The sequence below is a fragment of the Polaromonas sp. UC242_47 genome (genome assembly GCF_044452385.1).
In the GTDB taxonomy this organism is placed as follows: domain Bacteria; phylum Pseudomonadota; class Gammaproteobacteria; order Burkholderiales; family Burkholderiaceae_C; genus Polaromonas.
The window spans coordinates 1,472,111-1,495,212 of record NZ_JBIOAO010000001.1; the positions used below are offsets into that span (position 1 = coordinate 1,472,111).

The following is a 23,102-nucleotide window of genomic DNA, read 5'->3' on the forward strand; positions in this document are numbered from 1 at the left end:
AAGACAGAATGTGTCGCGAGTTTAGAAAAATATTTGACCTAATGGTCAAATATTCTTGAAGAATTACCCGTAGAGGTCGAATTCTTGTGCGATATAGGCTTGATTTTCTTACGTTTTTTCGAGAATTGACGAATAGACGCAAAAAAATATATGACCAATTGGAAAATTTATATACCGCCATTATCCGCGGGGGCTGAGCCCTGCCCTGGGCTGCAAGGGCAGGGCGCATTTGCCGCAGGCGGGCCAGCGATAATCAGATTTTCAAATTCCTCGAGGACAGCGCGGGCCTATGTGTGGCAGCGGCCTGTCCCGCCAACCTCAGAAAGCTAAGCGTGGACATTGTGTTGCTGATCAAGGCTGCCGTCATGGGCATCGTCGAGGGCTTGACCGAGTTCCTGCCTATTTCTTCCACCGGTCACCTGATCCTGGCCGGCTCGCTGCTGGGCTTTGACGACGACAAGGCCAAGGTGTTTGACATCGCGATCCAGACCGGCGCCATTTTTGCCGTGATCCTGGTGTACTGGCAAAAAATCCGCGACACGCTGGTGGCTTTGCCGACCGAAAAGCAGGCGCAACAGTTTTCGCTGAATGTGCTGGTGGCGTTTTTCCCGGCGGTGATCCTGGGCCTGCTGTTCGGCAAGGCCATCAAGGCCCATTTGTTCACGCCCATGGTGGTGGCCAGCACCTTCATCATTGGCGGCTTCATCATCTTGTGGGCCGAGCGGCGGCAACAAAACAACCCGGCCGTGGCGCGTATCCAGGAGGTCGAAGCCATGACCGTGATGGACGCGCTCAAAGTCGGCCTGGTGCAGTGCCTGGCCATGATCCCGGGCACCAGTCGCAGCGGCGCCACCATCATTGGTGGCATGTTGCTGGGCCTGTCGCGCAAGGCTGCGACTGATTTTTCCTTTTACCTGGCGATTCCGACGCTGATAGGCGCGGGTGTCTACAGCCTGTACAAGGACCGCGCCCTGCTGTCGATGACCGACCTGCCGCTGTTCGGTGTGGGCCTGCTGTTTTCATTCATCAGCGCCTGGCTGTGTATTCGCTGGCTGCTGCGTTATATTGCCACCCACAGCTTTGTGCCCTTTGCCTGGTACCGCATCGTGTTCGGCATCGTGGTGCTGGTCACGGCCCACATGGGCTGGGTTACCTGGTCGGCCTGAGCCAACCATCCTTTTCAGTCCATCAGGTTGCGCAAGGCAGCCTCGACGGCGGCCGCGGTGGCGATGGGTTTTTCCATAGGGAACAGGTGGCTGCCGTCCAGCATCATGATGCGGCCTTTGGTGACTTTTTCGGTCATGGCCATGCCCACCTGTTTCATCTCGGTCGACTGACGTCCACCTATAAAGGCCGCCGGGCATTTGAGCGGGTGTCGCTTGAGCAGGCCTTCCAGGTTGTGGGGCAAGGTGTTGTAGATGGCGGTTTCCACGTCGCGGTCAAAACTCAGCAGGCGCTGGTTGTCGCCTTCGCCCTGTGCGTCATGCGTGCCGTGTTCGATGTAGTCCAGCAGCACCTGCTCGTCCCATTGCGCAAAAGCCTTTTTGCTGCGGAAATGCGCCAACACTTCGGCCTGACCCAGCCACTGGTGCCGGCGTTTGCGGCTGATGGCCCCGGGTGAAATCGAGCCCACCAGTTGCGCGCGTTTGGCGACGCTGAGTGCCGTGGCGCGCCAGCCGCCGAGGATGGGTGAGTCGATCAGCAACACACCGCGCACCGGCAGGCCACCCAGCACGGGGTTGCGTGCGGCACACATCAGGCTTAAAAAACCGCCCAGCGAATGGCCGACCAGAAACACCGGCTGGCCGGTTTTTTCAACGGCTTCGGTACTGAAGTCGGCCAGTTGCTGCACCAGGTGTGGCCAGTTGCTGGTCACGGGGTAACGCGGGTCGTGGCCGAATTTTTCTATCGCCTTGATCTGGAAACCACGCGTTTTCAGGCTTTGGAACAAGACACCGTAGGTGCTGGCGGGAAAGCTGTTGCCATGGGAGAAAACGATGAGGGGTTTGGTGGTGGTGGGCACGAGGTCGTTCAGAAAGGTCAGTGCGGACGGGTCCGCCATCTGGGACTCCCGGAGCAACTCCGGAAGGACAGGCTGGGACGGGGAGGCCGCCGCCCGGCCTGGGCTTAAATCAGTTTTTCTTCAGGCGAGGTAATTTTTTTCAGCGGCTGGTTGCGCGACAAGGGGGTCAGCAGCGGCACGAGGGTTTCACCGCCGTCCCACATCGGGTCTTCGATGCTGTCAAACACCTGGCGCAGCTTTTTTCCCCAGTTGTCGTGCAACATGCGGAAATAAGGGTTGTCGTAGTCGATGCAGACCACCTTGTCGGTGTGGAAGCTGTTGGCCTCGTACACCACCATGTCCAGCGGCAGGCCGACCGACAGGTTGGATTTGAGCGTCGAGTCCATGGACACCAGTGCACATTTGGCGGCCTCGTCCAGCGGGGTGTCGGGGGTGAGCACACGGTCCAGCACCGGTTTGCCGTATTTGGATTCACCGATCTGGAAATAAGGCGTCTCGGGTGTGGCTTCGATGAAGTTGCCGGCCGAATACACCTGAAACAGGCGCATGGCTTCGCCCTTGATCTGGCCGCCAAAAATCAGCGAGACATTGAACTCCGTGCCGTTGTTTTTCAGGTCATCGGCGTCACGATCATGCACACGGCGTATCGCCGAACCCAGCACACGCGTGGCATCAAACATGCTTTTGGCGTTCCAGATGGTGATGGGCGGGCCGCCCTCAGCGTCCTTGAGTTGTTCGACCTGCAGGATCTCGCGCACGGATTGCGAAACCGACAGATTGCCGGCCGACAGCAGCACCATGAAACGATCATTGGCCTTTTCATAAATGATCATCTTTCGGAAAGTGCTGATCTGGTCCAGCCCGGCATTGGTCCGGGAGTCCGACAAAAACACCAGGCCGGCGTTCAGTTTGATGGCAACGCAATAAGTCATGGGGAAACCATAGTCTGTTGCTTAGCTGGTCGCAAGCTTTTTCAACTGGTACAGGGCGTCCAGCGCTTCGCGCGGACTCAGCGCATCGGGGTCTATGCCGCTCAGTGCTTTTTCCACGACGCTGAGTTCGGCGGCTGGCGGCTCGGGCGGCGTGGCAAACAGGTCGACTTGCGCGCGGCTGGCATCCTGCTGGGTTTCCAGCGCCGCGAGTGCATGCCGCGCATGGTTGACCACACCGGCCGGCACGCCGGCCAGCTTGGCGACGGCGATACCGTAACTTTTGCTGGCCGGGCCGGGCTCGATGTGGTGCAGGAACACGATGTCGGTGCCGGACTCGACCGCGCTGACATGTACGTTGACCGCCGCATGGTGGCGCGCCGGAAACTCGGTCAGCTCAAAATAATGCGTGGCAAACAGCGTGAAGGCCTGGGTCTTGTTGTGCAGGTGGGCGGCGATGCCGCCGGCCAGCGCCAGGCCGTCGAAGGTGGAGGTGCCGCGGCCGATCTCGTCCATCAAAACCAGTGAATGCGGGGTGGCGGCGTGCAGGATTTGCGCGGCCTCCAGCATTTCCAGCATGAAGGTGGACTGGGCGTTGGCCACGTCGTCGGCCGCGCCTATACGCGTGAGGATGGCGTCTATGGGCCCAAGCCGGCAACTGCTGGCCGGCACATAAGAGCCCATGCTGGCCAGCAGCACAATGATGGCGACCTGGCGCATGTAGGTGGATTTACCGCCCATGTTGGGGCCGGTGATGACCTGCATGCGGCTTTTGCCGCTCAGCTTGCAGTCGTTGGCGATAAACGCGCCGCCGCTGGTTTCAGCCAGCCGGGCTTCGACGACCGGATGCCGGCCCTGGCTGATGTCAATACAGGGCTCCCGGACAAACTCTGGCGCGGTCCAGTTCAGCGTGAGCGAACGTTCGGCCAGCGTACACAAGGCGTCCAGGCTGGCCAGGGCGCGTGCCAGCCGGCTCAGGGTCGGCACAAAATTCTGCAACTGATCGAGCAGTTGTTCGTACAGCCATTTTTCCCTGGCCAGCGCGCGTTCTTGCGCCGACAAGGCCTTGTCTTCAAAGGCTTTCAGTTCAGGTGTGATGTAACGCTCGGCGTTTTTCAGGGTCTGGCGGCGCCGGTAGTCGTCGGGCACCTTGTCGAGCTGGCCTTGGGTGACTTCGATGTAAAAACCGTGCACCTTGTTGAACTGCACCCGCAGGTTGGTTATGCCGGTCCGGGCTTTTTCGCGGACCTCCAGGTCGAGCAGAAAGTCGTCGCAGTTGGTCTGGATGCCGCGCAACTCGTCGAGGTCGGCGTCGCAGCCGTGGTTGATCACGCCGCCGTCGCGGATCAGCGCGGCGGGTTCGTCCAGCACATAACGCTTCAACAATTCGGCGCAGGCCGGCGGCGCCTGCAAATCCTCGAAAATAGTGGTCAAAAGTGCCGGTAGCCCTTGCTGGACGGGCGCAAGCAGCTCTGTTTTTTGTAGCGTATCGCGCAGGGCCACCAATTCACGTGGGCGCACCTGGCGCAGCGCGATGCGGGCGGTGATACGTTCCACATCGCTGCAGCCCTTGAGCCCGCTACGCAATTGTTGCTGCAGGCCGCCGCGCAGGACGGCAATCGCATCCAGGCGGGCCTGGGCCTGGCTGCGGTCGCGCCGCGGGCTCAGCAACCAGCTTTTCAGCGCGCGGCTGCCCATGCCGGTGCTGCAGCTGTCCAGCAAGGAAAACAGGGTAGGCGAATCTTCACCGCGCAGGTTTTGCGTCAGTTCCAGGTTGCGCCGCGTGGTTTGCGGCAGTTCGATCAGCTCGCCGGAGCGCACCACCTGCAGGCTGTGCACATGAGGCAAGCTCCGGCCCTGGGTGTGTTCGGCATAACCGAGCAGGGCGGAGGCGGCCGCATGGGCTTCGGGCAAGGCTTCGGCGTTCCAGGAGGCCAGCGAGGCGACCTGCAACTGGGCCAGCAGGCGGCGCGCGCCCAGCGCGCTATCAAACTGCCAGGCGGGCCGGGCGCTGACCGCGCAGCGCTGGCTTTTCAGGCGTTGCTCGAAAGCTGGGGTGACATCCACGTTGTAGAGCAGCTCGCTGGGCGCAATCCGTGCGATCCAGGCTTCCAGCTCGTCGCTGGCGCAATGCGCCAGGTGAATCTCGCCCTGCGTGACGCTGAGCCAGGCCAGGCCGCAGGTGTTGCGGCTGCCCTGGTGCACCGCCAGCAAAATCGATTCGGTCTTGTCGTTCAGCAGCTCGGTGTCGGTCAGGGTGCCGGGCGTGACCACCCGCACCACCTTGCGCTCGACCGGGCCTTTGCTGGTGGCCACGTCGCCGACCTGCTCGCAGATCGCGACCGACTCGCCAAGCTTGATGAGTTTGGCGAGGTAAGCTTCCAGCGAGTGAAAAGGCACGCCGGCCATGACCACCGGCTCGCCGGCGGACTGGCCGCGCCGTGTCAGCGTGATGTCGAGCAGGCGCGCGGCTTTTTCGGCGTCGGCATAAAACAACTCGTAAAAGTCGCCCATGCGGTACAGCAGCAGGGTGTCGGGATAGTCCGCTTTCAGGCCCAAATACTGGACCATCATCGGTGTGTGTTTTCCGGCCGCGGCGGCGGGCGCCAGGTCGGCGGGGGAGATAGATGGGGTGGGAAGGTTCACAGGGGGTTCAGGCGGTGTCGGTCAAAGGCTGAATACACGGGTGAACTCAGAGCGGGTGCGCGGGTGCAACATGACCGGCAAAATAATAGCACTTGCCGGCGGGCGGATTGGCGCGGCCATACAGGCCATGGATGATTTGTGCGATGCAGCGCAAAAACCACAGCCGTGGCGCCGGGATTGCGAGGATTTGTAACGCCGTTTTGGGCAAAGACGTCGTTTATTCGTGGGACGGCGCAAAACATGACGTTGCGGCGGGAAAATTCAGCACAAAAGAGGGTCCTTGCCCGGCGTAAACTCCCTGAACTGACGCATCCCGTGCGCAACTTCCATCCCCCACGCCCCAGCGTTCAGCCATGGCTTGGCGGCAGGCTCCAAAAACTCTCCACCAGGGACCCTTCATGACCGAGCAGAGTTCAGCGACCACCCCATCCCCCGCCATCCTTCATGACTGTGACGTCCTGGTGATTGGTGGTGGCCCGGCAGGCGCCACGGCCGGCGCGCTGCTGGCGCAAAAGGGCCACAAGGTGGTGGTGCTGGAGAAAGAACACCACCCACGTTTTCACATCGGCGAGTCGCTGCTGCCGGCCAACCTGGCGTTGTTTGAAAAACTCGGGGTGGCCGATGCCGTCAAGGCCATAGGCATGGAAAAGTGGGGCGCCGAATTTGTCTCGCCCTGGCATGAAAGCAAAAGCCAGACCTTCCAGTTTGCCGATGCCTGGGACAAATCCATGCCGTTTTCCTATCAGGTGCGGCGTTCCGAGTTCGATGAGATCCTGATCCGCAACGCGACCCGGCTGGGTGCCGAGGTGATTGAGGGCTGCAAGGTGAAAGGCGTGGACTTTGCGCCTGATCGCAGCGGCGCCACGGTACAGGCGCAACACGACGATGGCCGCGTCGAGCAGTGGCGCGCGCGTTTTGTGGTGGACGCGTCGGGCCGCGACACCGTGCTGGGCAAGCAGTTCGACATCAAGCGCCGCAACCCCAAACACAACAGCTCGGCGCTGTATGGCCACTTCACGGGCGCGACGCGGCATGCTGGCCAGGACGAAGGCAACATCACCATCTTCTGGTTTGACCATGGCTGGTTCTGGTTTATTCCGCTGGCGGATGGTTTTACCAGCATAGGCGCCGTGGTCTGGCCGCATTATTTGAAAAGCCGGAGCAAACCGGTCAGGGATTTTTTCTTGGACACGATTGCGATGTGCCCGGCGCTCAGCGAGCGGCTGGCCCAGGCCACCTTGTCGTCCGAGGTGGAGGCGACCGGTAATTTTTCCTATGCCTGTGAGCGCACACACGGGCCCAACTACCTGATGATTGGTGATGCCTTCACCTTCATCGACCCGGTGTTTTCATCGGGTGTCATGCTGGCCATGCAGGGCGGTTTTGTCGGCGCCGACACGGTGGACACCTGCCTGCGCGAACCGACAAAAGCCGCCTCGGCGCTGGCTCGTTTTGACAAACAGGTGCGCCTGGGCCCCAAGGAGTTTTCGTGGTTTATCTACCGCGTGACGAATCCGACCATGCGCGACATGTTCATGGGCCCCAGCAATATCTGGCGCGTGAAAGAGGCCTTGTTGTCCATGCTGGCCGGCGATATTTTTGGTAAGACGCCGATCTGGCCTTCGCTGGTGATACTCAAGGGTTTTTTCTACATAGGTTCTGCCTTGAACTTCAAACGCTCGTGGCAGGCCATGCGTTTGCGCAAGGCCAATATTCGTGTCGTTGAGGGTGTCGAGCCGGCCGCGCGTTAAGCACCGGCTTAAGCACTGATTTATGGACTACAAACCGCATGCCTTGCTGAAAAAATCGCTGAAGCTGCATGCCCGGCGCCGCAGCCTGCACGACACCTTGCGCATGCACCTGGGTTTTGTGGTGCTCGGGGTGATCTGCCTGGCGGTCACGTTGCTGGCTTTTCCTATGCGCGCGATGTTGCCGCGTGTGTTGAGCAAACGCCTGGGCCGCAAGCTGGTCACCACCACGACACGGGCTTATCTGCGGTTTCTGGTGCTGATGGGGGCTTGCCGTTTTGACCTGAGCGAACTCGATAGCTTGCGGGATGGCCCGCCCATGGTGATTGCACCCAACCATCCTTCGCTCCTGGACGCGGTCATGATTTTGTCGCGACTGCCGAATGCGACCTGCATCATGAAGGCCGAGCTCGTCAACAGCGTTTTTTATGGCGCGGGCGCCCGGCTCGCCGGTTACATCCGCAACACGCCGCTGCGCACCATGGTGCAGCTGGGGGTGGATGATTTGCGCAAGGGCAGCCATTTGTTGCTGTTTCCCGAAGGCACACGCACCACACGTTTTCCGGTGGGGCCCATGCAGGGCACGACCGGCCTGATCGCCAAAAATGCCGGCGTGCCGGTGCAGACCGTGTTTATCGAAACCGATTCGGGCTTTCTTGGCAAAGGCTGGTCGCTGCTCTGGACGCCGGCCATGCCCATCACCTACAAGCTCAGGTTGGGCAAACGGTTTGAGCCGCCTCAGCATACCGCGCAGTTTGTTCGCGAACTGGAGGCCTACTTCCAGTCCGAACTCGCGCATGCCCAGTTGCCCGACTTCCCCATCAAGGCGCCGCCGGCCTGAAGGCTGGCCTGCTGATTCCTTATTTATTTCGCCTACTTGCCATGCCGATGACTGCTGTTTTGCCCCGCTTGTCCCGCACCCATCTTGTCCTGATTCCCAGCTACAACCCCGGTCCCAAAGTCTATGAAACCGTGCGTTCGGCACGTGCGCAGTGGACGCCGGTCTGGGGTGGTGGTGGATGGCAGCACCGACGACAGTGCCGCCGGCCTGCAAGCCATGGCTGCGCAGGATGAAGGCCTGCGTGTGATCGTGTTGCCGCACAACGTCGGCAAGGGTGCCGCCGTGTTGCACGGGATTGATCTGGCCGAGGCACAAGGCTTCACCCATGTGTTGACCATGGACTCGGACGGCCAGCATCCGGCGCCGCTGATCCCGGAGTTCATGGCCGCGTCCAGCGCCCAACCGGCCGCCATGGTGTTAGGTGTGCCGGTGTTTGCGGCCGATGCGCCGCGTCTGCGCGTGAATGGCCGCAAGGTGTCCAACGGCTGGGCCGACCTGGAAACCTTGTGGGCCGGCATTGGGGACTCGCTGTTTGGTTTTCGTGTCTACCCGATCGCGCCGCTGCGGCGCGTCATGCACGGGCAGCGCTGGATGCGCCGTTTCGACTTCGACCCCGAAGCCGTGGTGCGCATGTGCTGGTTAGGCGTCAAGCCGGTCAACCTGCCGGCCACCGTCAAATATTTCCGTCCCGACGAAGGCGGCGTGTCGCACTTCAATTACCTGCGCGACAACCTCTTGTTGACCTGGATGCACTCGCGGCTGTTGCTGGGTTTTATCCTGCGCTTGCCGGTGCTGCTGTGGCGGCGCATCCAGGGCATATAGCGAGCGACGCTGAGGTTGTCCGCTATGCAAGCCAGGGCCGCGGAACCGGCTTCGCCGGGCCGCAGGCGCAGCGGCCCCCTTGAGGGGCAGGGAGCTACACGCAGTGCGCGACCGTGGGGGCTATATCATCCCGCCGTTGATAGAAATGATCTGCCCGCTGATATAGGCGGCCTTCTCGGAAGCCAGGAAGCCGACCAGGTCCGCCACCTCTTCCGCCTTGCCGGCGCGTTTCATGGGCACCAGGGTGGCGATGGTTTCCGGGCTGAAACTGCCCTGGCTCATGGCCGTGGTTATGATGCCAGGCGCCACGGCGTTGACAGTGATGCCGCGGCTGGCCACTTCGAGGGACAGCGACTTGGTGGCGGCATGTAAAGCACCTTTGGCGGCCGAGTAGTTGACCTGACCCCGGTTGCCGGCCACGGCGGCGACCGAGGTGATGGTGATGATGCGGCCCCAGCGCGTGCGGATCATCGGCATGGTCAGCGGTTGCGTGACATGGAAAAAACCGTTGAGCGACACATCCAGCACACGTTGCCATTGGGCCAGTTGCATGCCCGGAAAAACGGCGTCGTCGTGGATGCCGGCATTGTTGACCAGCACCTGGATAGCGCCGTCTTCCAGCAAGGCCTGCAAAGCGGTAGCCGTGGCGGCCGCATCGGTCACGTCAAAAGCCACAGCCTGTGCCTGGCCGCCCTGCGCCACGATATCCGCCGCGACAGCTTGTGCCGTGGTCAGTTGGCTGTTGGCATGCACGATGACGCTGAAACCGTCGGCCGCCAGGCGCCGGCAGATGGCCGAGCCTATGCCGCCGCTGCCGCCTGTGACCAAGGCACGTTTGAGGGGCTTGTTCATGAAAATGTCTTTCTTGGTCTGGTGATTCAGGCCGTGTGCGCGCCGGCAGGCGGCGAGAGGGCCGCGGCATCGAGCACCACCACCGCGCGGCCGCTGAGCAGGGTTTGTGCGCCGGCCTGTACGCTGAAGTTGTAGAGCACGGTGTGGTCATCCCCCGTGATGCGTTCTGCCGAAACCGTCAAGAAGCCGGCCACCGCGTCCAGCCGGTCCACATGCAGGGTGACGCTGCGCATGCTGGCCAGGTAACCGGCGCGAGGGGTGGTGCTGGTCTGTCCGTCGGCCAGACTTTCAGCCACCAGCGCGCCGTGTACCGCCATGGCTTGCGCCGCATACTCCACGCCGCAGGCGGCGCCCAGCCGGCCATAGGCGCGCAGCGGGTGGTCGGGTGCGTGGTGGCTGCTGGCCTGGCACTGGATGTGGCTGTCGTCCCAGCTGGTGACCACGTCCAGCAGGCACATATTGCCCTGGTGCGGGATGCGCCTGGCAATCTCGTCGTGTTGCAATGTGGCGGGCATGTATGAAGGCATAAGTGTCATCGTGTCGCAGCGTCAGGGCGCCACGTTCACGGCCAGTTGCAGGCCTTCCAGGTAGTCCAATACAAGGACTCCCGAGCGTTGTGCCGCGACGCTGCGCAGCAGCGGTAAACAACGTGCGGCCGGAATACTCTGGCGGACCTGCTCCAGGGCGGGATCGTCCAGGCCATCCGGCATCACACTCGTGAAGCAGGTATCGGGCGTCAGCGTCCATTGCGCCAGGCTGCGTTCGCTGCGCTGCGGTGCCAGCACCAGGCCCACGCCCAGGGTGTCGGGCACGGGCCGCACGCTGTGCAATGGCTCGGGATAGTCGGTGTCGTAGGCCACCAGCAAGACCGCGGTTTGTTCCATCACCACCTGCGTCATGGCTTCCAGCAGGCCGGCGGCAAAACTCGCATCGCGCGCGCAGAGCACCGATGATGACGCCATGGCGCCACTGGAAATGCTCCAGTAACCGGAGGCGGCGTTGTGCACCGAATTGTGAAAACGCGTCGGTGAGATCAGTCGGTCACTGGATGCCAGGGCGCTGCAGATTTCATGGCAGTTCACGGCGTCGCCGCTGGATGATGAAAATACCGAAGGCAGGCGCGCCGCTTGAAAACCCGAAGCGGTCACGGCCTCCTGGCCCACCGCCAGGGAAACTTTCACGACGGCGCCAGCGCGGCGACGCTCGGCCGGCGGCAAGGCCATGGGCAGAGGCAGGATGCAACGCCCGGCCTGGTAGGGCGACTGGCCGTTGAGCAGTTCGCGGCCTTGCGCCCAGTTGTTCAGGCCGGGGCCTAACAGCCCTATGCCGTCAACAAAAACAGTGAGAGGCCGGGCGGTACTGGCGGAATGCGGCGTCATTTTTTTCTGCCCTCCGCGGCAAGGCCAAAAACCAGGCTGCAATTGGTGCCGCCGAAACCGAAAGAGTTGCTCAGCACGTGGTGGACGGCTTGTTCGCGGTTGGCCAGCAGGTAATTCAGGGGCAACGCGGCATCCAGTTGTTGTGTATTCAAGCCACCGGGCAACAAACCGTGCTGCAGGGCCAAGGCACAAATCACGGCTTCCACGCCGCCTGCCGCGCCCAGGGTGTGCCCGGTCGCGCCTTTGGTGGAACTGCAAGGTGTTGTCGGCCCGAACAGCGCGGCAACCGCCTTGGTCTCGGCCGCATCGTTGCTGGGTGTGGCGGTGCCGTGCAAGTTGATGTAGTCGATATTGGCCGCGTCAAGACCGGCCATAGTCAGCGCGTCCTGCATCGCCAAACGTGCGCCCAGGCCTTCGGGGTGGGGGGAGGACATGTGGTGGGCGTCGCTCGATTCACCGACGCCCAGCAGCAACACGGCGCTTTTGTCGAGCTGCTCGGGTACACGCTCCAGCAGGGCGAAGGCCGCCGCTTCGCCGATGGAGATACCGTCGCGGTCGATGTCAAAGGGGCGGCAGGCCTGCGTGGAGGTCAGGCCCAGGGAGTGAAAACCGTACAGGGTGGTCAGGCACAAGGAATCCACCCCGCCCACCACGGCCGCGTCTATCAGTCCCGCCGCCATCATGCGGCGGGCCGAGGCAAACACCTTGGCGCTGGAGGAGCAGGCCGAGGACACCACGGCAGCCGGACCGTGCAGGCCCAAATACTGGCGCGTGAAATCCGCCACGGAAAACGTGTTGTGGGTGCTGCCGTACACAAAGTCGGCAGGCAATGCGCCGCTCACCGGGTCCAGCCGGCGGTAGGCCAGTTCGGTTTGCAAAATGCCGGAGGTGCTGGTGCCTATGAAAACGCCCACACGTTGCGCGCCATATTTTTGGCTGGCGGCCGTCACGGCATCGGCAAAACCGTCCTGCATCAAACCCAGCAGGGCGAGCCGGTTGTTGCGGCAATCAAAGTCGGCCAGATGTGCGGGAAGCCGTACGTCGTCCACACCCGCGACTTCACCCACATAGGTGCTCAGGTCAACGGTATCGAATGCGCACGGTGCCAGTCCGCCGTGCTGCTGTTGCAAGGCGGAGAGGGTTTGCTGGAGACCATGGCCGATGGCACTGGTCGCGGTGAAATGAGAAAGCCAGAGCGAGTTCAGAGAAAACAAGCCTATCTAGATAAGGTGAGATGGTAGCAAATTCAGAGGGCAGATTGGGGTCAACATATCTTCAGGAATGGGTTTGCGGACGGACTGAAACGGTGTACAGGCGAGGATGGAATGACAGCCAGGCGCCCAGGCCTCCCAGTGCAAGACCGGCCCACACATCGACCGCCACATGCTGGCGTGTGGCCAGGGTGGAATAGACGATCCCGGCACACCAGAGCCAGTTCAATATCAGTAACCACATCGGCCCGCTAAAACGGCGCAGAGAGTGATGCAGCCAGGCTGCGGAAAAAAGGGCCGTGGCGACATGCAGGGAGGGGCTGGCATTGCCGGCTGCGTCCAGGTTCTTGAGGAAATCCACGCCGGGGTAGAGGGCCCAGTCGATATCGGGCACAGGCACTGCGGTCGGCCAGAAGTAGAAAATGATTAGCCCCGTCAAGCAGGTGGCTGCCATGGCCAGGCCGTAACGCTGAAGTTCGGACCGCGTCGCGAGCAACAAGGGCGGCAAGGACACATACACCCACAGGGAGAGGTACAACGGCATCGCCAGCGGCTCAAAGGCGATCAGTTGGTCCGGCCAGGTGATAGGCATCACCGTCACCGGGTAGGCCGGGTGTTTGAGCAGGTAAAAATAAGCCGCAAAAAACAGGGCGATGAAAAGCATGGTCCCGCCCCCCTTCAGCAGCAAATGCTGGGGGATCACCACCGCCATCTGCCGGTACCAGGGGCGTTGTTGCGGTTGGCTCATGCCAGGGCCTGGCGCAGTGTGACGACCCGCAGGCCGGCGGTAGCCGCAGACGCCAGCACCGCAGGTAACACTTCGATAATGACCGGTGTGCCGCGGGGCGTACGTGCCGCGTTGCCATCGTGCAGCAACAAGATGGCGCCGGCTTGCAGTCCTTGCAGCAGTTTGTGGCTGACACGGGCCGCGTCGCCGACACGCGTGTCGAAGCCGCGTACCGACCAGGTCGCCAGCTTCAGCCCAAGCCGGGCCAGCACCGGTTCCAGAAACGGGTTGCGCAAGCCAGCCGGGGCACGAAAAAACAGGGGGTGCTGGCCGGAAATGTGGGTGAGCGTGTCCTGCGCCGCCTGGATTTCCCGTGTCAGGCCGCGTGGCCCCATCAGTGAAAAATGATGGCGATGCTGCTGGCTGTGGTTTTCAACGGCATGGCCGCGCCTAACAATCTCGCGGCACAGTTCCGGGTAACGCGCGGCTTTGTCGCCTATGCAAAAAAAAGTGGCCTGAACCGCATAACGGTCCAGCAGGTCCAGCACCTGAGGCGTGACCTCCGGGTCGGGGCCGTCGTCTATGGTCAGAGCGATTTCATGTCTGGCTGTCGCGGCGGCGGGCAATCGGGTCCAGTTCGGTCCCAGCCAGTGGCTGCGCGGCCACAGGCCGGCGCCGGCAATCAGCAGGTGATTGAACACAAGGGCGGCCAGCACCCAGAGCCATTGTCCAGGCGCTGCGATGAGCGTTACCAGGGCCAGCCCATGCACGGCGATGGAGGCGCGCATCAGCGGTGTGGAATGCCAGCGTGGCTCAGGCATGGGTGGGCTTCGCAAAAATAGCGGCATATACCAGCGCCAGGATCACGCCCGGGGCGACGGTAGACCCCATGGCCTGCAGGATGGAGACATTGGAAAACGCCAGCAGGCCAAAACCCGCAACCGTGGTGAGGTTGGCGAGCAGCATCGAGGCCAGGGTGCGGTGCGGAATCGGTGTGAGCGGTTCGGGGCGATCAAAAAACAGCGCGTAATTCGATCCCACCGCCACCACCAGCAGCAAACCCACCAGGTGCAGAATGACCAAGGATTGGCCAAACAGCGCCAACCCCGCCGTGACGGTGATGACGGAGGCGACCAGCGGCGCGATGATGCGTAGCACCCGCTGGGGTGAACGAAAGATCCCCAACAAAAGCAGGATGATGGCCACCAGCCCGCCCAGCGACAAGAGGGTGGCTTCACGCAGGTAGCCGGAATACAGGCGATCGGACTCGGCCTTCATGTCGACAAACAACACATTTGACAAACCGGTGGTGACCAGGGCCGCACGAATTTTGTCGGCCTGGATGCTCTTCCCTTCGGGCGCCTTGAGCGGTAACAAGGCCGTCCAGCCACCTCGGGATTGCTGGAGCAACAAGGCATCGACGGCCATGGCCATGGAGGTCCGCTCCAGGTCGCTGGCCTGCAACAAAGGCCGGTTGCGGCTGCTTTCCACATCGGCGAGAAAAGGGGCAAACAAGGGCGCACGCACCGGCAGACCTTGCACCGCTTGTCCCAGGCGCGCTTGTAATTCATCGGGCGGCGGCAGGCTGGACTGGCGGGCGCGTTGTGTGGCGATGCTGGGCAGATAACGGCTGGGGCTTTCAAAGCCGGCGAGTTCGCCCTGCTCGACTTGTGCCTGCAACAACGTCGAGACTTTTTCCGAGGAGGTCAGCACGGCTTCCCGGCTGGCGCCGGAGATCACCACCAGGTAACGCACGTCGGGCGCGCCCATGTCGCCGCGCAGGCTTTCATCCAGCGCGATATCGGCGCGCGACACCGGGCTTAGCGAAGAGATTTTTTCATCGAGCAAGCGGTCGTGGTGCAGGACCAGGATGGCGCAGGCCGCCAGCAGGACGATGACCGCCGACCAGCGCAGCGCGGCGGCGCGCTCGGTCAGGCGGCTCAACACGCGGCCTATGGCCGAGACATCATGGATGCGAAACGTTGCCGGCAACAGGTGGGGCAGCACAAAACGTGTCATGGCGGCGGCGGCGACCAGCCCGGCAATCGCATACAAGCCGAGTTGTGCCAGGCCGGGAAAGCCCGAGAACAACAGCGAAGCAAAACCGCAGATCGAGGTCAACACGCCCAGGCGTATGGTGGGCCAGAAACGATGCACCCAATGCTGCTGGTCAGCCTGGGCCTGTTCGGATTGCACAAACAGGTAGATGGAATAGTCCACCGCTTCGCCAATCAAGGCGGTGCCAAAGCCCAGGGTGATGCCATGCACAGAACCAAAACCCAGGCTGACGGCGGCCACCCCGGCCAGCACACCGCTGATCACGGGCAGAAAACCCAGGACCAGCGCGGTCGGGGAGCGGTACACCAGCAAAAGCAAGGTGGCGATGATCAGGATGCTGATGAGGGACAGGCGGCTGACCTGGCTTTGAATGGTTTCGCGCGAGGTCACCGAAAACACGCCGGGGCCTGTCATCACCAGCTTGGCCGTGGGGCTGGCCTGGGACGCCGTGTCAAACGCCTGCCGGATGGCGGCCATGGCGTGTTGCTGGGCATCGGTGTCCGAGCCCAGGGCACGTGTTTGTATCAGCAACAAGGCGCGTGCGCCGTCACGCGAGGCCCAGGCACCCTCGACCAGGGGCGGGTGGGTGCCGCTGTCGAGTTGCCCGAGCAACTCCACCATTTCGCCGGTCGGGTCATTGGGCAGCAGGGACTTGACCATCAGGCCGGCGGGTGAGGCCAGCAGGTCTATGCTGTCACCGAGGGCGGCGTGCAGGCCGTCGGTGCTGAAACGTTGCGGCGTGACGGCCGGGCTGAGCAGGTAGCGGTTGTTGAACAGGTAGGCCCGGTCGCGTTCGGTGTTGACGGGCTCGCCATTGTTGACGGCCACAAAAGCCGGGTCGGCGCGCAGCGGCTGGGCCACCTGTTTGGAAAGCCGGGCGCGGGCGGGCGCATCGGCGCCTTCAATGCCCACCAGGATCAGGCGCGAGGCCAGGCCGTCGCGCAACTGGTCCATCAGCAGTTGCTGCTCGGGCGTCGGGTTGCGCGGCAAAAACGCCGACAGGTCCGTGGTGACATGGGTGCGGCTGATGATGGCGCCGCAGGCCAGCAGAAACGCCAGCCAGAGCCAGACCGGCAGGAAGGCGCGCCGAAAAATCTTTCCCCTCATGGAGCGGCCATCGGGGTGATGACCATGACCGAACGGTCTTTGTCGGTCTGCTCGATGTCTATGGTTTTTACCTCGGCGCGGCTGCCGCCTATGCGGATGCGTTGCACCACGTCCAGCATCTTGGTTTCGACGGGACGCAGGGTCAAGGTCCAGCGCTCCTCATTGCCTTCCAGGTCGAGGTTGTAGATGCGTTTGAGCGCGGCGGTGTCGCCGGCCAGGGTGCCGCGTATGCTTTCGGTGAAAGCGACCAGCTCGGGGTAGTCCTGCAGACGCAACACCATGCGGCGTTTGCCGCGTTCGACGGTGAGCGTGCCGCCGTCAATCACCAGGGATTCGGGCTTGGGCTTGAGTGTGCGTTTTTCCAGCCGGTCGGGTGCGGTGTAAAGCAGCTCGCCGGAGGATTCCACCGGTGCGTCGAGCACAGCGATGTATTTCTTTTCGACAAAACTGGCGCGGCCCGATTTGTTCTGGGCCAGGCCTTGCATGAGCTGCTGGATGTCCCAGGCGGCCAGGGCCGGCGTGCTGCACAGGCTGAGCAAGAGGCCGGCGCCAGCCAGCCAGGTTTTCAGGCCGCGGGTCATCAGGGAGGGGAGCGCATTGTTCATGGGGCGGGGCCGTGGTTTGCGGCAGACGGCGCTTGGCCCGCCTGCCAGAAGTCAAAAAAGTTGAACCAGTTGTAAGGCGCTGCGCGGCAATGTTGTTCCAGCAGTTCGGCATAACGCGCCATGGCGGCTTGCACCGCTGCCTCGCGCCCGCCCGCTGGAATCGCAGAAAAGTCGGCCAGCGTTTCAAAATGAATATCGTAGCGATTGCCGCCTGCATACAGCCCGACCATGAACAGCACCGGACGCCGCATGAGGGCCGCCATGCGAAACGGGCCGAAAGGAAACTCGGCCGTGTCACCGAGGAAAGGCAAGGGGCGGGTGCTGTCCCGGTTCAGGCCACGGTCGGCCAGCATGCCGACGACACAACCGCTTTCCAGCAACTCGTGGACCTTGAGCATGGAGTCAGCATGGCCCAGGGCCACGATGTCTTGCTGGGCCGCGGGATTGATGGCGCTCAGGGCCGCGTTGATCTTGCGCGCGTTTTCTTCGTACATCACCATGGCCACACGCAGGCCGGGTTGGCGCCGGCCGACCGCGCGCAAGACCTCGAAGCTGCCGAGGTGGGCGCCCATCAAAAAGACACCCTGGCGTGTTGCTGTCAGCTCGGCCACCAGGTGTTCCTGGTGAATCCGGATATCGAAGCGATGGAAGTGGTCGTTGACCAGGTAGATCCGGTCATGGGTACAGGAGGCAAAACTCAGGAAATGCCGGAACATCTGGCGCCAGCCGACCTGCGGCAAATTCAGCACGCGGCGCAGGTAATCGCGCGAGGCGCGGCGTGCACCGCCGTTGGTGAGCAGGAAAAAAGCGGCAATGCCATACAGCACACCACGGCCCGCGCTGCGGCCCAGGCGCAGCGAAATCCAGGTCATGATCCGCAGCAGCAACATGTTGCTGCGTTCCGGCCGCTGCTGCCAGGTGGTGGCGGTGTCCGCACCAGGGTGAGGCGTGCTCATGCCCTGGCCCCGAAAACCAGCAGACCGGTCGCCACGGGGCGGCCACTGCCGGCGATGTCAAAACGCGCTTGGCCCGTGCCGCTGCTGCGCCAGGACAGGCTCAGTGTTTCACCTGGCAAGACCGGACTGAGAAATTTGGCCGAACTGATCTGACAGGTCGGCGGCGGGCTGTCCGCTGGGGCCGGATTTGCCTGCATGACGGCATGGATCGCTGCATCCAGCAGCAGAACCCCGGGCACGATGGGGCGCCCCGGAAAGTGCCCGGCAAACGCCGGATGATCGGAGGCAAAGCTCAGGCTGGTTTCACCCTGCATGCGGCAGTCCTTCCTGGTGTGCCCGGGCCAGTGCCTGCAGGGTTTCGCGCGGCAATTTCCCTGTGCTGTTGCGCGGCAAAGTATCGAGCAGCACCAGCGGACGCGGCAGGAAGGTGGTGTCTATGCGTTCCTTCAGTGCCGCATGTAAGGCCGCCGCCGTCATGCCGGGCGCGACCGCAAAAGCCATCACACGCACCACGCTGTCCTGGTCGCTGTCGTCGGGCATGAAGAATGCGCCGTCCAGCACGCCGGGGATGCTGCCCAACTGGTGGTTCAGGTAATCCAGCGAGCTGCGTTTGCCGGCGATGTTGATGAGGTCGCTCAGGCGGCCATGCAGCAAAAAACGCCGGCTGTCGATGGCTTGCAGCACATCGTTCATGGGCACCACCTGCTCGACGTGGCCGCCGCTGGCCCACATGCGGTCGTCGTGGGGCGTCAGCGTGATGCGGGGAAACAACTCCCACTCGGCCGTCCGGGCGCTGCGCCGTGAGGCGATCTGCCCGGTTTCGGTGGAGCCATAAATCTCAAACAGCGGGGCGGCAAAACGGGCTTCGCAGTCTTGCGCCAGTTGCGGCGGCAGGGGCGCCGTGGCCGATAACACCGCGTCTACGGCCGGCAGGTCCATGCCGGACGACAACAACACGCGCAAATGCACGGGCGTGCTGACCAGCAGGCGCGGGCGGGGGACGGCCTCCAGCGCGCTGACGATATCGGCCGGGTAAAACGGTTGGCCGGCGTGGATCACCGCGCCGCTGTGCAAAGGCATCAACACGGTGGATTCGAAGCCGTACATGTGTTGCGGCGGCACCGTGCCTATGATGCTGCAGGGCTGGCCGTCCCCCAGGCCAAGCCGCTCGGCCTCGGCGCGTGCGCCCTGCACCAGGGCGCCCCAGGTTTTGCGGTGCGGCAACGGCAGGCCGGTCGAGCCCGAGGTGAACACATCCGCCACCGGCTGGTTGCCGGGTAGATGCGGGATGTCGCAGGGTGCGTGCGGGTCCACATGGGCCGGGCCGCGCGCAAACGCGTCCTGGTAGGCAAAACCAGGCAGCTTGATGGTGTGGGGGGCGTCGGACAGGCAAAAAACATCCGGCGCCAGGGCTTGCAACTGGCGCACCATTTCCGGCGTGTGGGTGGGCGGCAGCAGGCTGATTTTTTGCGTCAGCAGCGCCGCGCCCAGGCCGACCGTGAAGTGATAACGGTCATGGCAGGCATTAAGCATGTGCTGACGGCCGGCCGGCAGCGCCGCCGCCAGTTGCCGGACGTCGGCGAGAAACTGGCGCACCGTGATGCGTTCGCCATAACGCCAGGCCAGGGTGTCGTCGCCACTGTCGTGGGCGGTCAGTGCATAGGTGGTCGTGGGCATGGGTGGCTTCTCAGGAGGCCGGCGGCACCGTGCCCGAGCTGGCCTGCCGGTAGGCGCGAATCGCCTCCAGCGGCCCGGCCCGGTCGGACGGTGCCAGCAGGCACAGGCGGGCGATGTATTCGGCGGCAAACATCAGGACCAGCAGCGGCAGGTTCAGCAGGTTGGCAAACACCGACCAGACCGCCACCGGCGCCAGCCAGAACAGCAGCAAGGACACGCTGGTGATGGCGGCGAAATAAAGAGTCCACGCCCAGGTGACCTGACGCGTGTAACGGGCCAGCGCGGGCGACAGGTGGCCGCCATGCACGATGGCGGCAAAACGAGACACCATGGGCACCTGGCCGGCGCGCAGGCTGCGGCCGAAGGTCAGGCCCAGCAAGGCCTGGAAGCCGACGTGTTGCAGCAAAAATACCCAGTTGTAATGTTGCACCAGCCAGCCGCTCAGGCCGTACAGCGCGGCACACCCCGCCAGGCAAAGCAGCAGCATCCAGGGCCGCTGCGGCGAGCGCCAGGCCAGCAGGCAGGCCAGCGCCAGCAAGGGGGCGATGGCCACGGCCGCGTCCAGCCGATCCGGGTGGGTGTCGGCGGCCGCGAAATGGGACAGCACCGAGTAGGCGATGCACAAGCCGGCAAGGGCTGCCCAGCGAGCGCCGCGCAGCAGTGTTGCCGTCAAGCCGGGTTTCACTTGGTTCTTTGTTGGGCGATGTGCGCGCTCAGGCTGCGCAGCGACTGGAAAATCGCGGTGTTGTCTTCATGGTCTGCGCGCAGCTGCAGGCCGTAACGTTTGGAGACCACCAGCGCGATCTCCAGGATGTCTATGGAATCCAGGCCCAAGCCCTCGCCATACAGGGCTTCGTCGGGCGCGATGTCGGCCGCGGCGGTTTCGAGATTGAGCGAAGAAACCACCAGTTCGGCGACTTCCAGCAGCAGGGCGGCGTCGACGACGGCAGGCAGGGCGGCCGTGGGTGAAGAGGACTCAGGGATCGTGGATGTGGACATTTTTTGATGATTTCCGGGAGAGGCGTCAGGGGCGTTAGTGGCCCGCTGCGGGGGATGTTTTGATGGTAACTGACATTGTTGGCCCACCTGCGCTGGGCTGTAGGCGTTCCCCTCTGAAACACGTCATCCGGCAACGAAACAAGAGGTAAAAAACAGCAACAGCCTGCCTACGGTGGTTGTCGGTTGGGGCGGGTGTGGGACCGGTTTTCTTCAGGTTCCGGCATCAAATAGGCCTCCAGCCCAGAAGGGATGGCCGCAAGCAGCTCTTGTTTTGATAGCGACTGAGTGTTTATGGGTTCGGGGCCAGCGCACGCGCCGCTGCCAGCCGCAGTTCCCTGGCCATGGCGCAGGCCAGGTCCAGCCGGCGCAGCAGCCAGGGCGTCAGGTCGGCCGCCATCAGCGGGTCAGGCCGGGGCTGATAAGGCTGGCCCGCCACCGGGTGGGTGGCGCTTGGGGGTGCCGCTGTGCTGCCCGCGAGTTCGGCGGCGATACGTTCGGCGGCCGCGGCCAGCGCGGGGGTGGCCACCGCCAGGTCCAGTTGTGGTCGGTGCAGCAAAAGCAGCGACTTGATCGCCGTGAGTTGCGCCAGCAACTGGTAGCTGCGCGCCTGCAAGGCTTCCAGGGGTTCGAGCGGCGGGCGCACCTGGCGCGGCTCGGCCAGGGTGCGCTGGGTCGCCAGGGTCAGGTCCGACAGGCTGTTATAGGCCTCCCGGCGCGCCAGCCGCCAGCGCAAATCGGAGGTTTGCGGCCCGCCCAGCAGCGCCAGCGCCAGTTCTGCGTGTTTGACCTGCGCCTGCACGCTACGCCGGACCAGCCCGGGGAGCTGGTTGCGCTCCCAGGCCGGCAACACATAACTGAAGAGCCAGGCGATCAGCGCGCCCAGCAGGGTGTCGGCCAGGCGTTCACCGACCGCAAACGTGGACTGCACCCCCACCAGCAACAGATGCGCCTGCAGCAGGCCGGACACGGTGGCCGCAATCGAGGTGTAGAGGTAGCGCCGCAAGGCAAAGGCATGCGCCAGGCCCATGCTCAGCGCCACCACCAGGAAGATGGTCCGGGCGCCGGGGTGGGTGGCCAGCATCGCCATGACGAAGCCACAACCGAGCAGGGTGCCGGCCACACGGGCATTGCGGCGCTGCAGCGTTTGCGCCAGGTTGCCGCGCATCACCACCACGATGGTGAGCAAAATCCAGTACTCATGCGCCACCCAGGGCAGGTGCAGGGAGATCACATAACCCGCGGCGACCGCCAGCGTGGCGCGCAGCGCATAACGCAGCATGGGCGCGCGCCAGGCGAGCTGGCCCAGCAGCGGTTTCCAGGACCAGGTGGTGGCGCTGACAAACAACTGCCACTGCGTGCGCACCGCTGCCAGTTCGGGTGACAGTTCGCCGCGCGCCAGGGCTGCCATTTTGACGGCTTCGTCGCTGATGTGGCCGATGCGGTCGGCCATGTTGTGCAGCAGCGCCACGCTGTCGGGCGTTTCCATTTTCAGGGCGTCGGGCGCCAGCTTGTTCGCCGGGGCGCTGCGCGGCGGCAACAGGCCGGCCAGCGGCAGGCGCAGGTCGGCAATGGGCGCAATCGCCGCGCCGGTTCTACCCAGCAACAGCGACATGCCCAGCGCCTCCAGGCGGTCCGCCGTGGTCTCCAGCGCCTGCTGCAGGGCCGGCAGGGTGGCGGTGCCGGCGCCTTGCTCGAGCAAAAAATCCAGGTCCAGGTCGCAGGCCAGTTGGTGGTCGCGTGCTTCGAGCAGGCTGAGCAACATGGCCGCCAGGCGCTGGCGCGCTGCCGTGGTCGGCGACTCCAGCACCACGTCACGGGTGTTCTGCAGGGCGTCGGCCAGCGTGGCCTGCTGCTGCAACATGCTGGCCAGCAGCGCCTGATGGTCGGGTTGCTCGGAAAAACGCTGGGCCTGGGTGCGCAGGATTTGCGCAAAACTGCTCAGGCATTCGGCCAGCAACTGGGTGCGAAAGCGCTGGTTCAGCCAATGGGTACTGAGCACGGCCCAGAGCAGGTAGAGCACCGATCCGGCCAGGAACCAGCCGGTATGCAGGGCGATGTTTTCCAGCGAGCCGGCGGGCGGCGCGGCCATGGAAAACAGCAGGGAAAACAGCAGCGAAAAGCAGATCGGCCCGCCGCGTTTGCCCCAGGACATCATCATCATGGCCAGGAAGGTGCCGGCCACCAGCACCACCCCCAGCAGCACCACGTCCTGGCGCACCAGTTGTACCAGCGCAAACAGCGGCGCGCCCAGCAAGGGGGCGGGCAACATCTGCATGATTTTGCGTTTGCGCGGGGAGGGCACGTCCGGCAGGCTGGTGATTAGCACGCCGACGGAAGCCGTCGCTGCGGCCGCCAGGCCGGCGGCTTCAAAGATGGCCAGCATCACCAGCACCAAGCCGAGTGAGACGGCCAGACCGTTGGCAACGTACTGGCTGAGGACGACACGCAACGTGTCTTGCAACCAGCCTTGTAACCGTTCGGTCAGCTTGGGCGCGGGGGTCATTTCAAGCGTTTGGCAGAGC

18 protein-coding genes and 2 pseudogenes are annotated in these 23,102 nt (G+C 63.4%); 4 read left to right on the plus strand and 16 right to left on the minus strand.

Annotated features, from left to right (window positions below):
* Positions 1-332: 332 nt before the first annotated feature.
* Entirely contained in the window at positions 333-1,166 is an 834-nt protein-coding gene (locus ACHMXK_RS07310) for an undecaprenyl-diphosphate phosphatase (protein ID WP_397439009.1), read from the plus strand.
* Between the two features lie 14 nt (positions 1,167-1,180).
* Here the strand turns inward: ACHMXK_RS07310 and ACHMXK_RS07315 are convergent, their stop codons facing one another.
* The 3 genes from ACHMXK_RS07315 to mutS all read right to left on the minus strand — a co-directional run bounded on the left by ACHMXK_RS07315 (position 1,181) and on the right by mutS (position 5,526).
* The gene (locus tag ACHMXK_RS07315; protein WP_397439011.1) at positions 1,181-2,062 is read right to left on the minus strand and encodes an alpha/beta hydrolase; all 882 of its coding nucleotides are present in this window, start codon (positions 2,060-2,062) and stop codon (positions 1,181-1,183) included.
* A 65-nt stretch (positions 2,063-2,127) separates the two neighbouring features.
* Positions 2,128-2,955 carry a peptidase gene (locus ACHMXK_RS07320; RefSeq protein ID WP_397439013.1) on the minus strand — a complete coding sequence of 276 codons (828 nt, stop codon included), beginning with the start codon at positions 2,953-2,955 and terminating at the stop codon, positions 2,128-2,130.
* A gap of 21 nt (positions 2,956-2,976) precedes the next feature.
* The gene (gene mutS, locus ACHMXK_RS07325; protein ID WP_397442463.1) at positions 2,977-5,526 is read right to left on the minus strand and encodes a DNA mismatch repair protein MutS; all 2,550 of its coding nucleotides are present in this window, start codon (positions 5,524-5,526) and stop codon (positions 2,977-2,979) included.
* 470 nt (positions 5,527-5,996) lie between these two features.
* On the opposite strand from mutS, the gene ACHMXK_RS07330 reads away from it, so the two are divergent.
* The 3 genes and pseudogenes from ACHMXK_RS07330 (at position 5,997) to ACHMXK_RS07340 (ending at position 9,009) form a co-directional block, all read left to right on the plus strand.
* Positions 5,997-7,349, plus strand: coding sequence for an NAD(P)/FAD-dependent oxidoreductase (locus ACHMXK_RS07330; protein ID WP_397439015.1), 1,353 nt, complete (start codon positions 5,997-5,999; stop codon positions 7,347-7,349).
* A 22-nt stretch (positions 7,350-7,371) separates the two neighbouring features.
* Positions 7,372-8,187, plus strand: coding sequence for a lysophospholipid acyltransferase family protein (locus tag ACHMXK_RS07335; RefSeq protein ID WP_397439017.1), 816 nt, complete (start codon positions 7,372-7,374; stop codon positions 8,185-8,187).
* Between the two features lie 41 nt (positions 8,188-8,228).
* Positions 8,229-9,009, plus strand: a pseudogene (locus ACHMXK_RS07340) (glycosyltransferase family 2 protein).
* Between the two features lie 120 nt (positions 9,010-9,129).
* On the opposite strand, the gene fabG reads toward ACHMXK_RS07340, so the two are convergent.
* From fabG to ACHMXK_RS07405, 13 genes and pseudogenes are all read right to left on the minus strand, one after another.
* On the minus strand, positions 9,130-9,861 hold the full coding sequence (gene fabG, locus ACHMXK_RS07345) for a 3-oxoacyl-ACP reductase FabG (protein ID WP_397439020.1): 732 nt from the start codon (positions 9,859-9,861) through the stop codon (positions 9,130-9,132).
* 26 nt (positions 9,862-9,887) lie between these two features.
* Positions 9,888-10,376 (minus strand): 3-hydroxylacyl-ACP dehydratase, encoded by a 489-nt coding sequence (locus ACHMXK_RS07350; RefSeq protein WP_397439021.1) that lies wholly within the window; start codon positions 10,374-10,376, stop codon positions 9,888-9,890.
* 33 nt (positions 10,377-10,409) lie between these two features.
* Entirely contained in the window at positions 10,410-11,240 is an 831-nt protein-coding gene (locus tag ACHMXK_RS07355) for a beta-ketoacyl synthase chain length factor (protein WP_397439023.1), read from the minus strand.
* Complete coding sequence (locus ACHMXK_RS07360; protein ID WP_397442464.1) at positions 11,237-12,445, minus strand: beta-ketoacyl-[acyl-carrier-protein] synthase family protein; 1,209 nt, start codon at positions 12,443-12,445, stop codon at positions 11,237-11,239. Before ACHMXK_RS07360 ends, ACHMXK_RS07355 begins: the two co-directional genes overlap by 4 nt.
* Positions 12,446-12,515: 70 nt before the next feature.
* Entirely contained in the window at positions 12,516-13,199 is a 684-nt protein-coding gene (locus ACHMXK_RS07365; RefSeq protein ID WP_397439025.1) for a phosphatase PAP2 family protein, read from the minus strand.
* Positions 13,196-13,999, minus strand: coding sequence for a polysaccharide deacetylase family protein (locus ACHMXK_RS07370; RefSeq protein WP_397439027.1), 804 nt, complete (start codon positions 13,997-13,999; stop codon positions 13,196-13,198). The genes ACHMXK_RS07365 and ACHMXK_RS07370 overlap by 4 nt, the downstream gene beginning before the upstream one ends.
* The gene (locus tag ACHMXK_RS07375) at positions 13,992-16,343 is read right to left on the minus strand and encodes an MMPL family transporter (protein ID WP_397439029.1); all 2,352 of its coding nucleotides are present in this window, start codon (positions 16,341-16,343) and stop codon (positions 13,992-13,994) included. Before ACHMXK_RS07375 ends, ACHMXK_RS07370 begins: the two co-directional genes overlap by 8 nt.
* Positions 16,340-16,948, minus strand: a complete 609-nt coding sequence (locus ACHMXK_RS07380; protein ID WP_397439031.1) for a LolA-related protein — start codon at positions 16,946-16,948, stop codon at positions 16,340-16,342. Before ACHMXK_RS07380 ends, ACHMXK_RS07375 begins: the two co-directional genes overlap by 4 nt.
* Positions 16,945-17,904: an acyl-CoA synthetase gene (locus ACHMXK_RS07385; RefSeq protein ID WP_397439033.1), complete on the minus strand. Its 960-nt coding sequence runs from the start codon at positions 17,902-17,904 to the stop codon at positions 16,945-16,947. Before ACHMXK_RS07385 ends, ACHMXK_RS07380 begins: the two co-directional genes overlap by 4 nt.
* Positions 17,901-19,581: pseudogene (locus ACHMXK_RS07390) on the minus strand (AMP-binding protein). The gene ACHMXK_RS07385 and the pseudogene ACHMXK_RS07390 overlap by 4 nt, the downstream one beginning before the upstream one ends.
* 10 nt (positions 19,582-19,591) lie before the next feature.
* Complete coding sequence (locus ACHMXK_RS07395) at positions 19,592-20,254, minus strand: hypothetical protein (RefSeq protein ID WP_397439035.1); 663 nt, start codon at positions 20,252-20,254, stop codon at positions 19,592-19,594.
* Between the two features lie 8 nt (positions 20,255-20,262).
* Entirely contained in the window at positions 20,263-20,580 is a 318-nt protein-coding gene (locus ACHMXK_RS07400) for a phosphopantetheine-binding protein (protein WP_397439037.1), read from the minus strand.
* Positions 20,581-20,869: 289 nt separating this feature from the next.
* Positions 20,870-23,083 (minus strand): FUSC family membrane protein, encoded by a 2,214-nt coding sequence (locus tag ACHMXK_RS07405; RefSeq protein WP_397439039.1) that lies wholly within the window; start codon positions 23,081-23,083, stop codon positions 20,870-20,872.
* Positions 23,084-23,102: the final 19 nt, after the last annotated feature.

What these genes read in the sequence shown, in the direction of transcription:
- ACHMXK_RS07315 (WP_397439011.1), bottom strand. Translation starts at nt 2,062, where the DNA reads ATGGCGGACCCGTCCGCACTGACCTTTCTGAACGACCTCGTGCCCACC.
- ACHMXK_RS07320 (WP_397439013.1), bottom strand. Translation starts at nt 2,955, where the DNA reads ATGACTTATTGCGTTGCCATCAAACTGAACGCCGGCCTGGTGTTTTTG.
- mutS (WP_397442463.1), bottom strand. Translation starts at nt 5,526, where the DNA reads ATGATGGTCCAGTATTTGGGCCTGAAAGCGGACTATCCCGACACCCTG.
- ACHMXK_RS07330 (WP_397439015.1), top strand. Translation starts at nt 5,997, where the DNA reads ATGACCGAGCAGAGTTCAGCGACCACCCCATCCCCCGCCATCCTTCAT.
- ACHMXK_RS07335 (WP_397439017.1), top strand. Translation starts at nt 7,372, where the DNA reads ATGGACTACAAACCGCATGCCTTGCTGAAAAAATCGCTGAAGCTGCAT.
- fabG (WP_397439020.1), bottom strand. Translation starts at nt 9,861, where the DNA reads ATGAACAAGCCCCTCAAACGTGCCTTGGTCACAGGCGGCAGCGGCGGC.
- ACHMXK_RS07350 (WP_397439021.1), bottom strand. Translation starts at nt 10,376, where the DNA reads ATGCCCGCCACATTGCAACACGACGAGATTGCCAGGCGCATCCCGCAC.
- ACHMXK_RS07355 (WP_397439023.1), bottom strand. Translation starts at nt 11,240, where the DNA reads ATGACGCCGCATTCCGCCAGTACCGCCCGGCCTCTCACTGTTTTTGTT.
- ACHMXK_RS07365 (WP_397439025.1), bottom strand. Translation starts at nt 13,199, where the DNA reads ATGAGCCAACCGCAACAACGCCCCTGGTACCGGCAGATGGCGGTGGTG.
- ACHMXK_RS07370 (WP_397439027.1), bottom strand. Translation starts at nt 13,999, where the DNA reads ATGCCTGAGCCACGCTGGCATTCCACACCGCTGATGCGCGCCTCCATC.
- ACHMXK_RS07375 (WP_397439029.1), bottom strand. Translation starts at nt 16,343, where the DNA reads ATGAGGGGAAAGATTTTTCGGCGCGCCTTCCTGCCGGTCTGGCTCTGG.
- ACHMXK_RS07380 (WP_397439031.1), bottom strand. Translation starts at nt 16,948, where the DNA reads ATGAACAATGCGCTCCCCTCCCTGATGACCCGCGGCCTGAAAACCTGG.
- ACHMXK_RS07385 (WP_397439033.1), bottom strand. Translation starts at nt 17,904, where the DNA reads ATGAGCACGCCTCACCCTGGTGCGGACACCGCCACCACCTGGCAGCAG.
- ACHMXK_RS07400 (WP_397439037.1), bottom strand. Translation starts at nt 20,580, where the DNA reads ATGTCCACATCCACGATCCCTGAGTCCTCTTCACCCACGGCCGCCCTG.
- ACHMXK_RS07405 (WP_397439039.1), bottom strand. Translation starts at nt 23,083, where the DNA reads ATGACCCCCGCGCCCAAGCTGACCGAACGGTTACAAGGCTGGTTGCAA.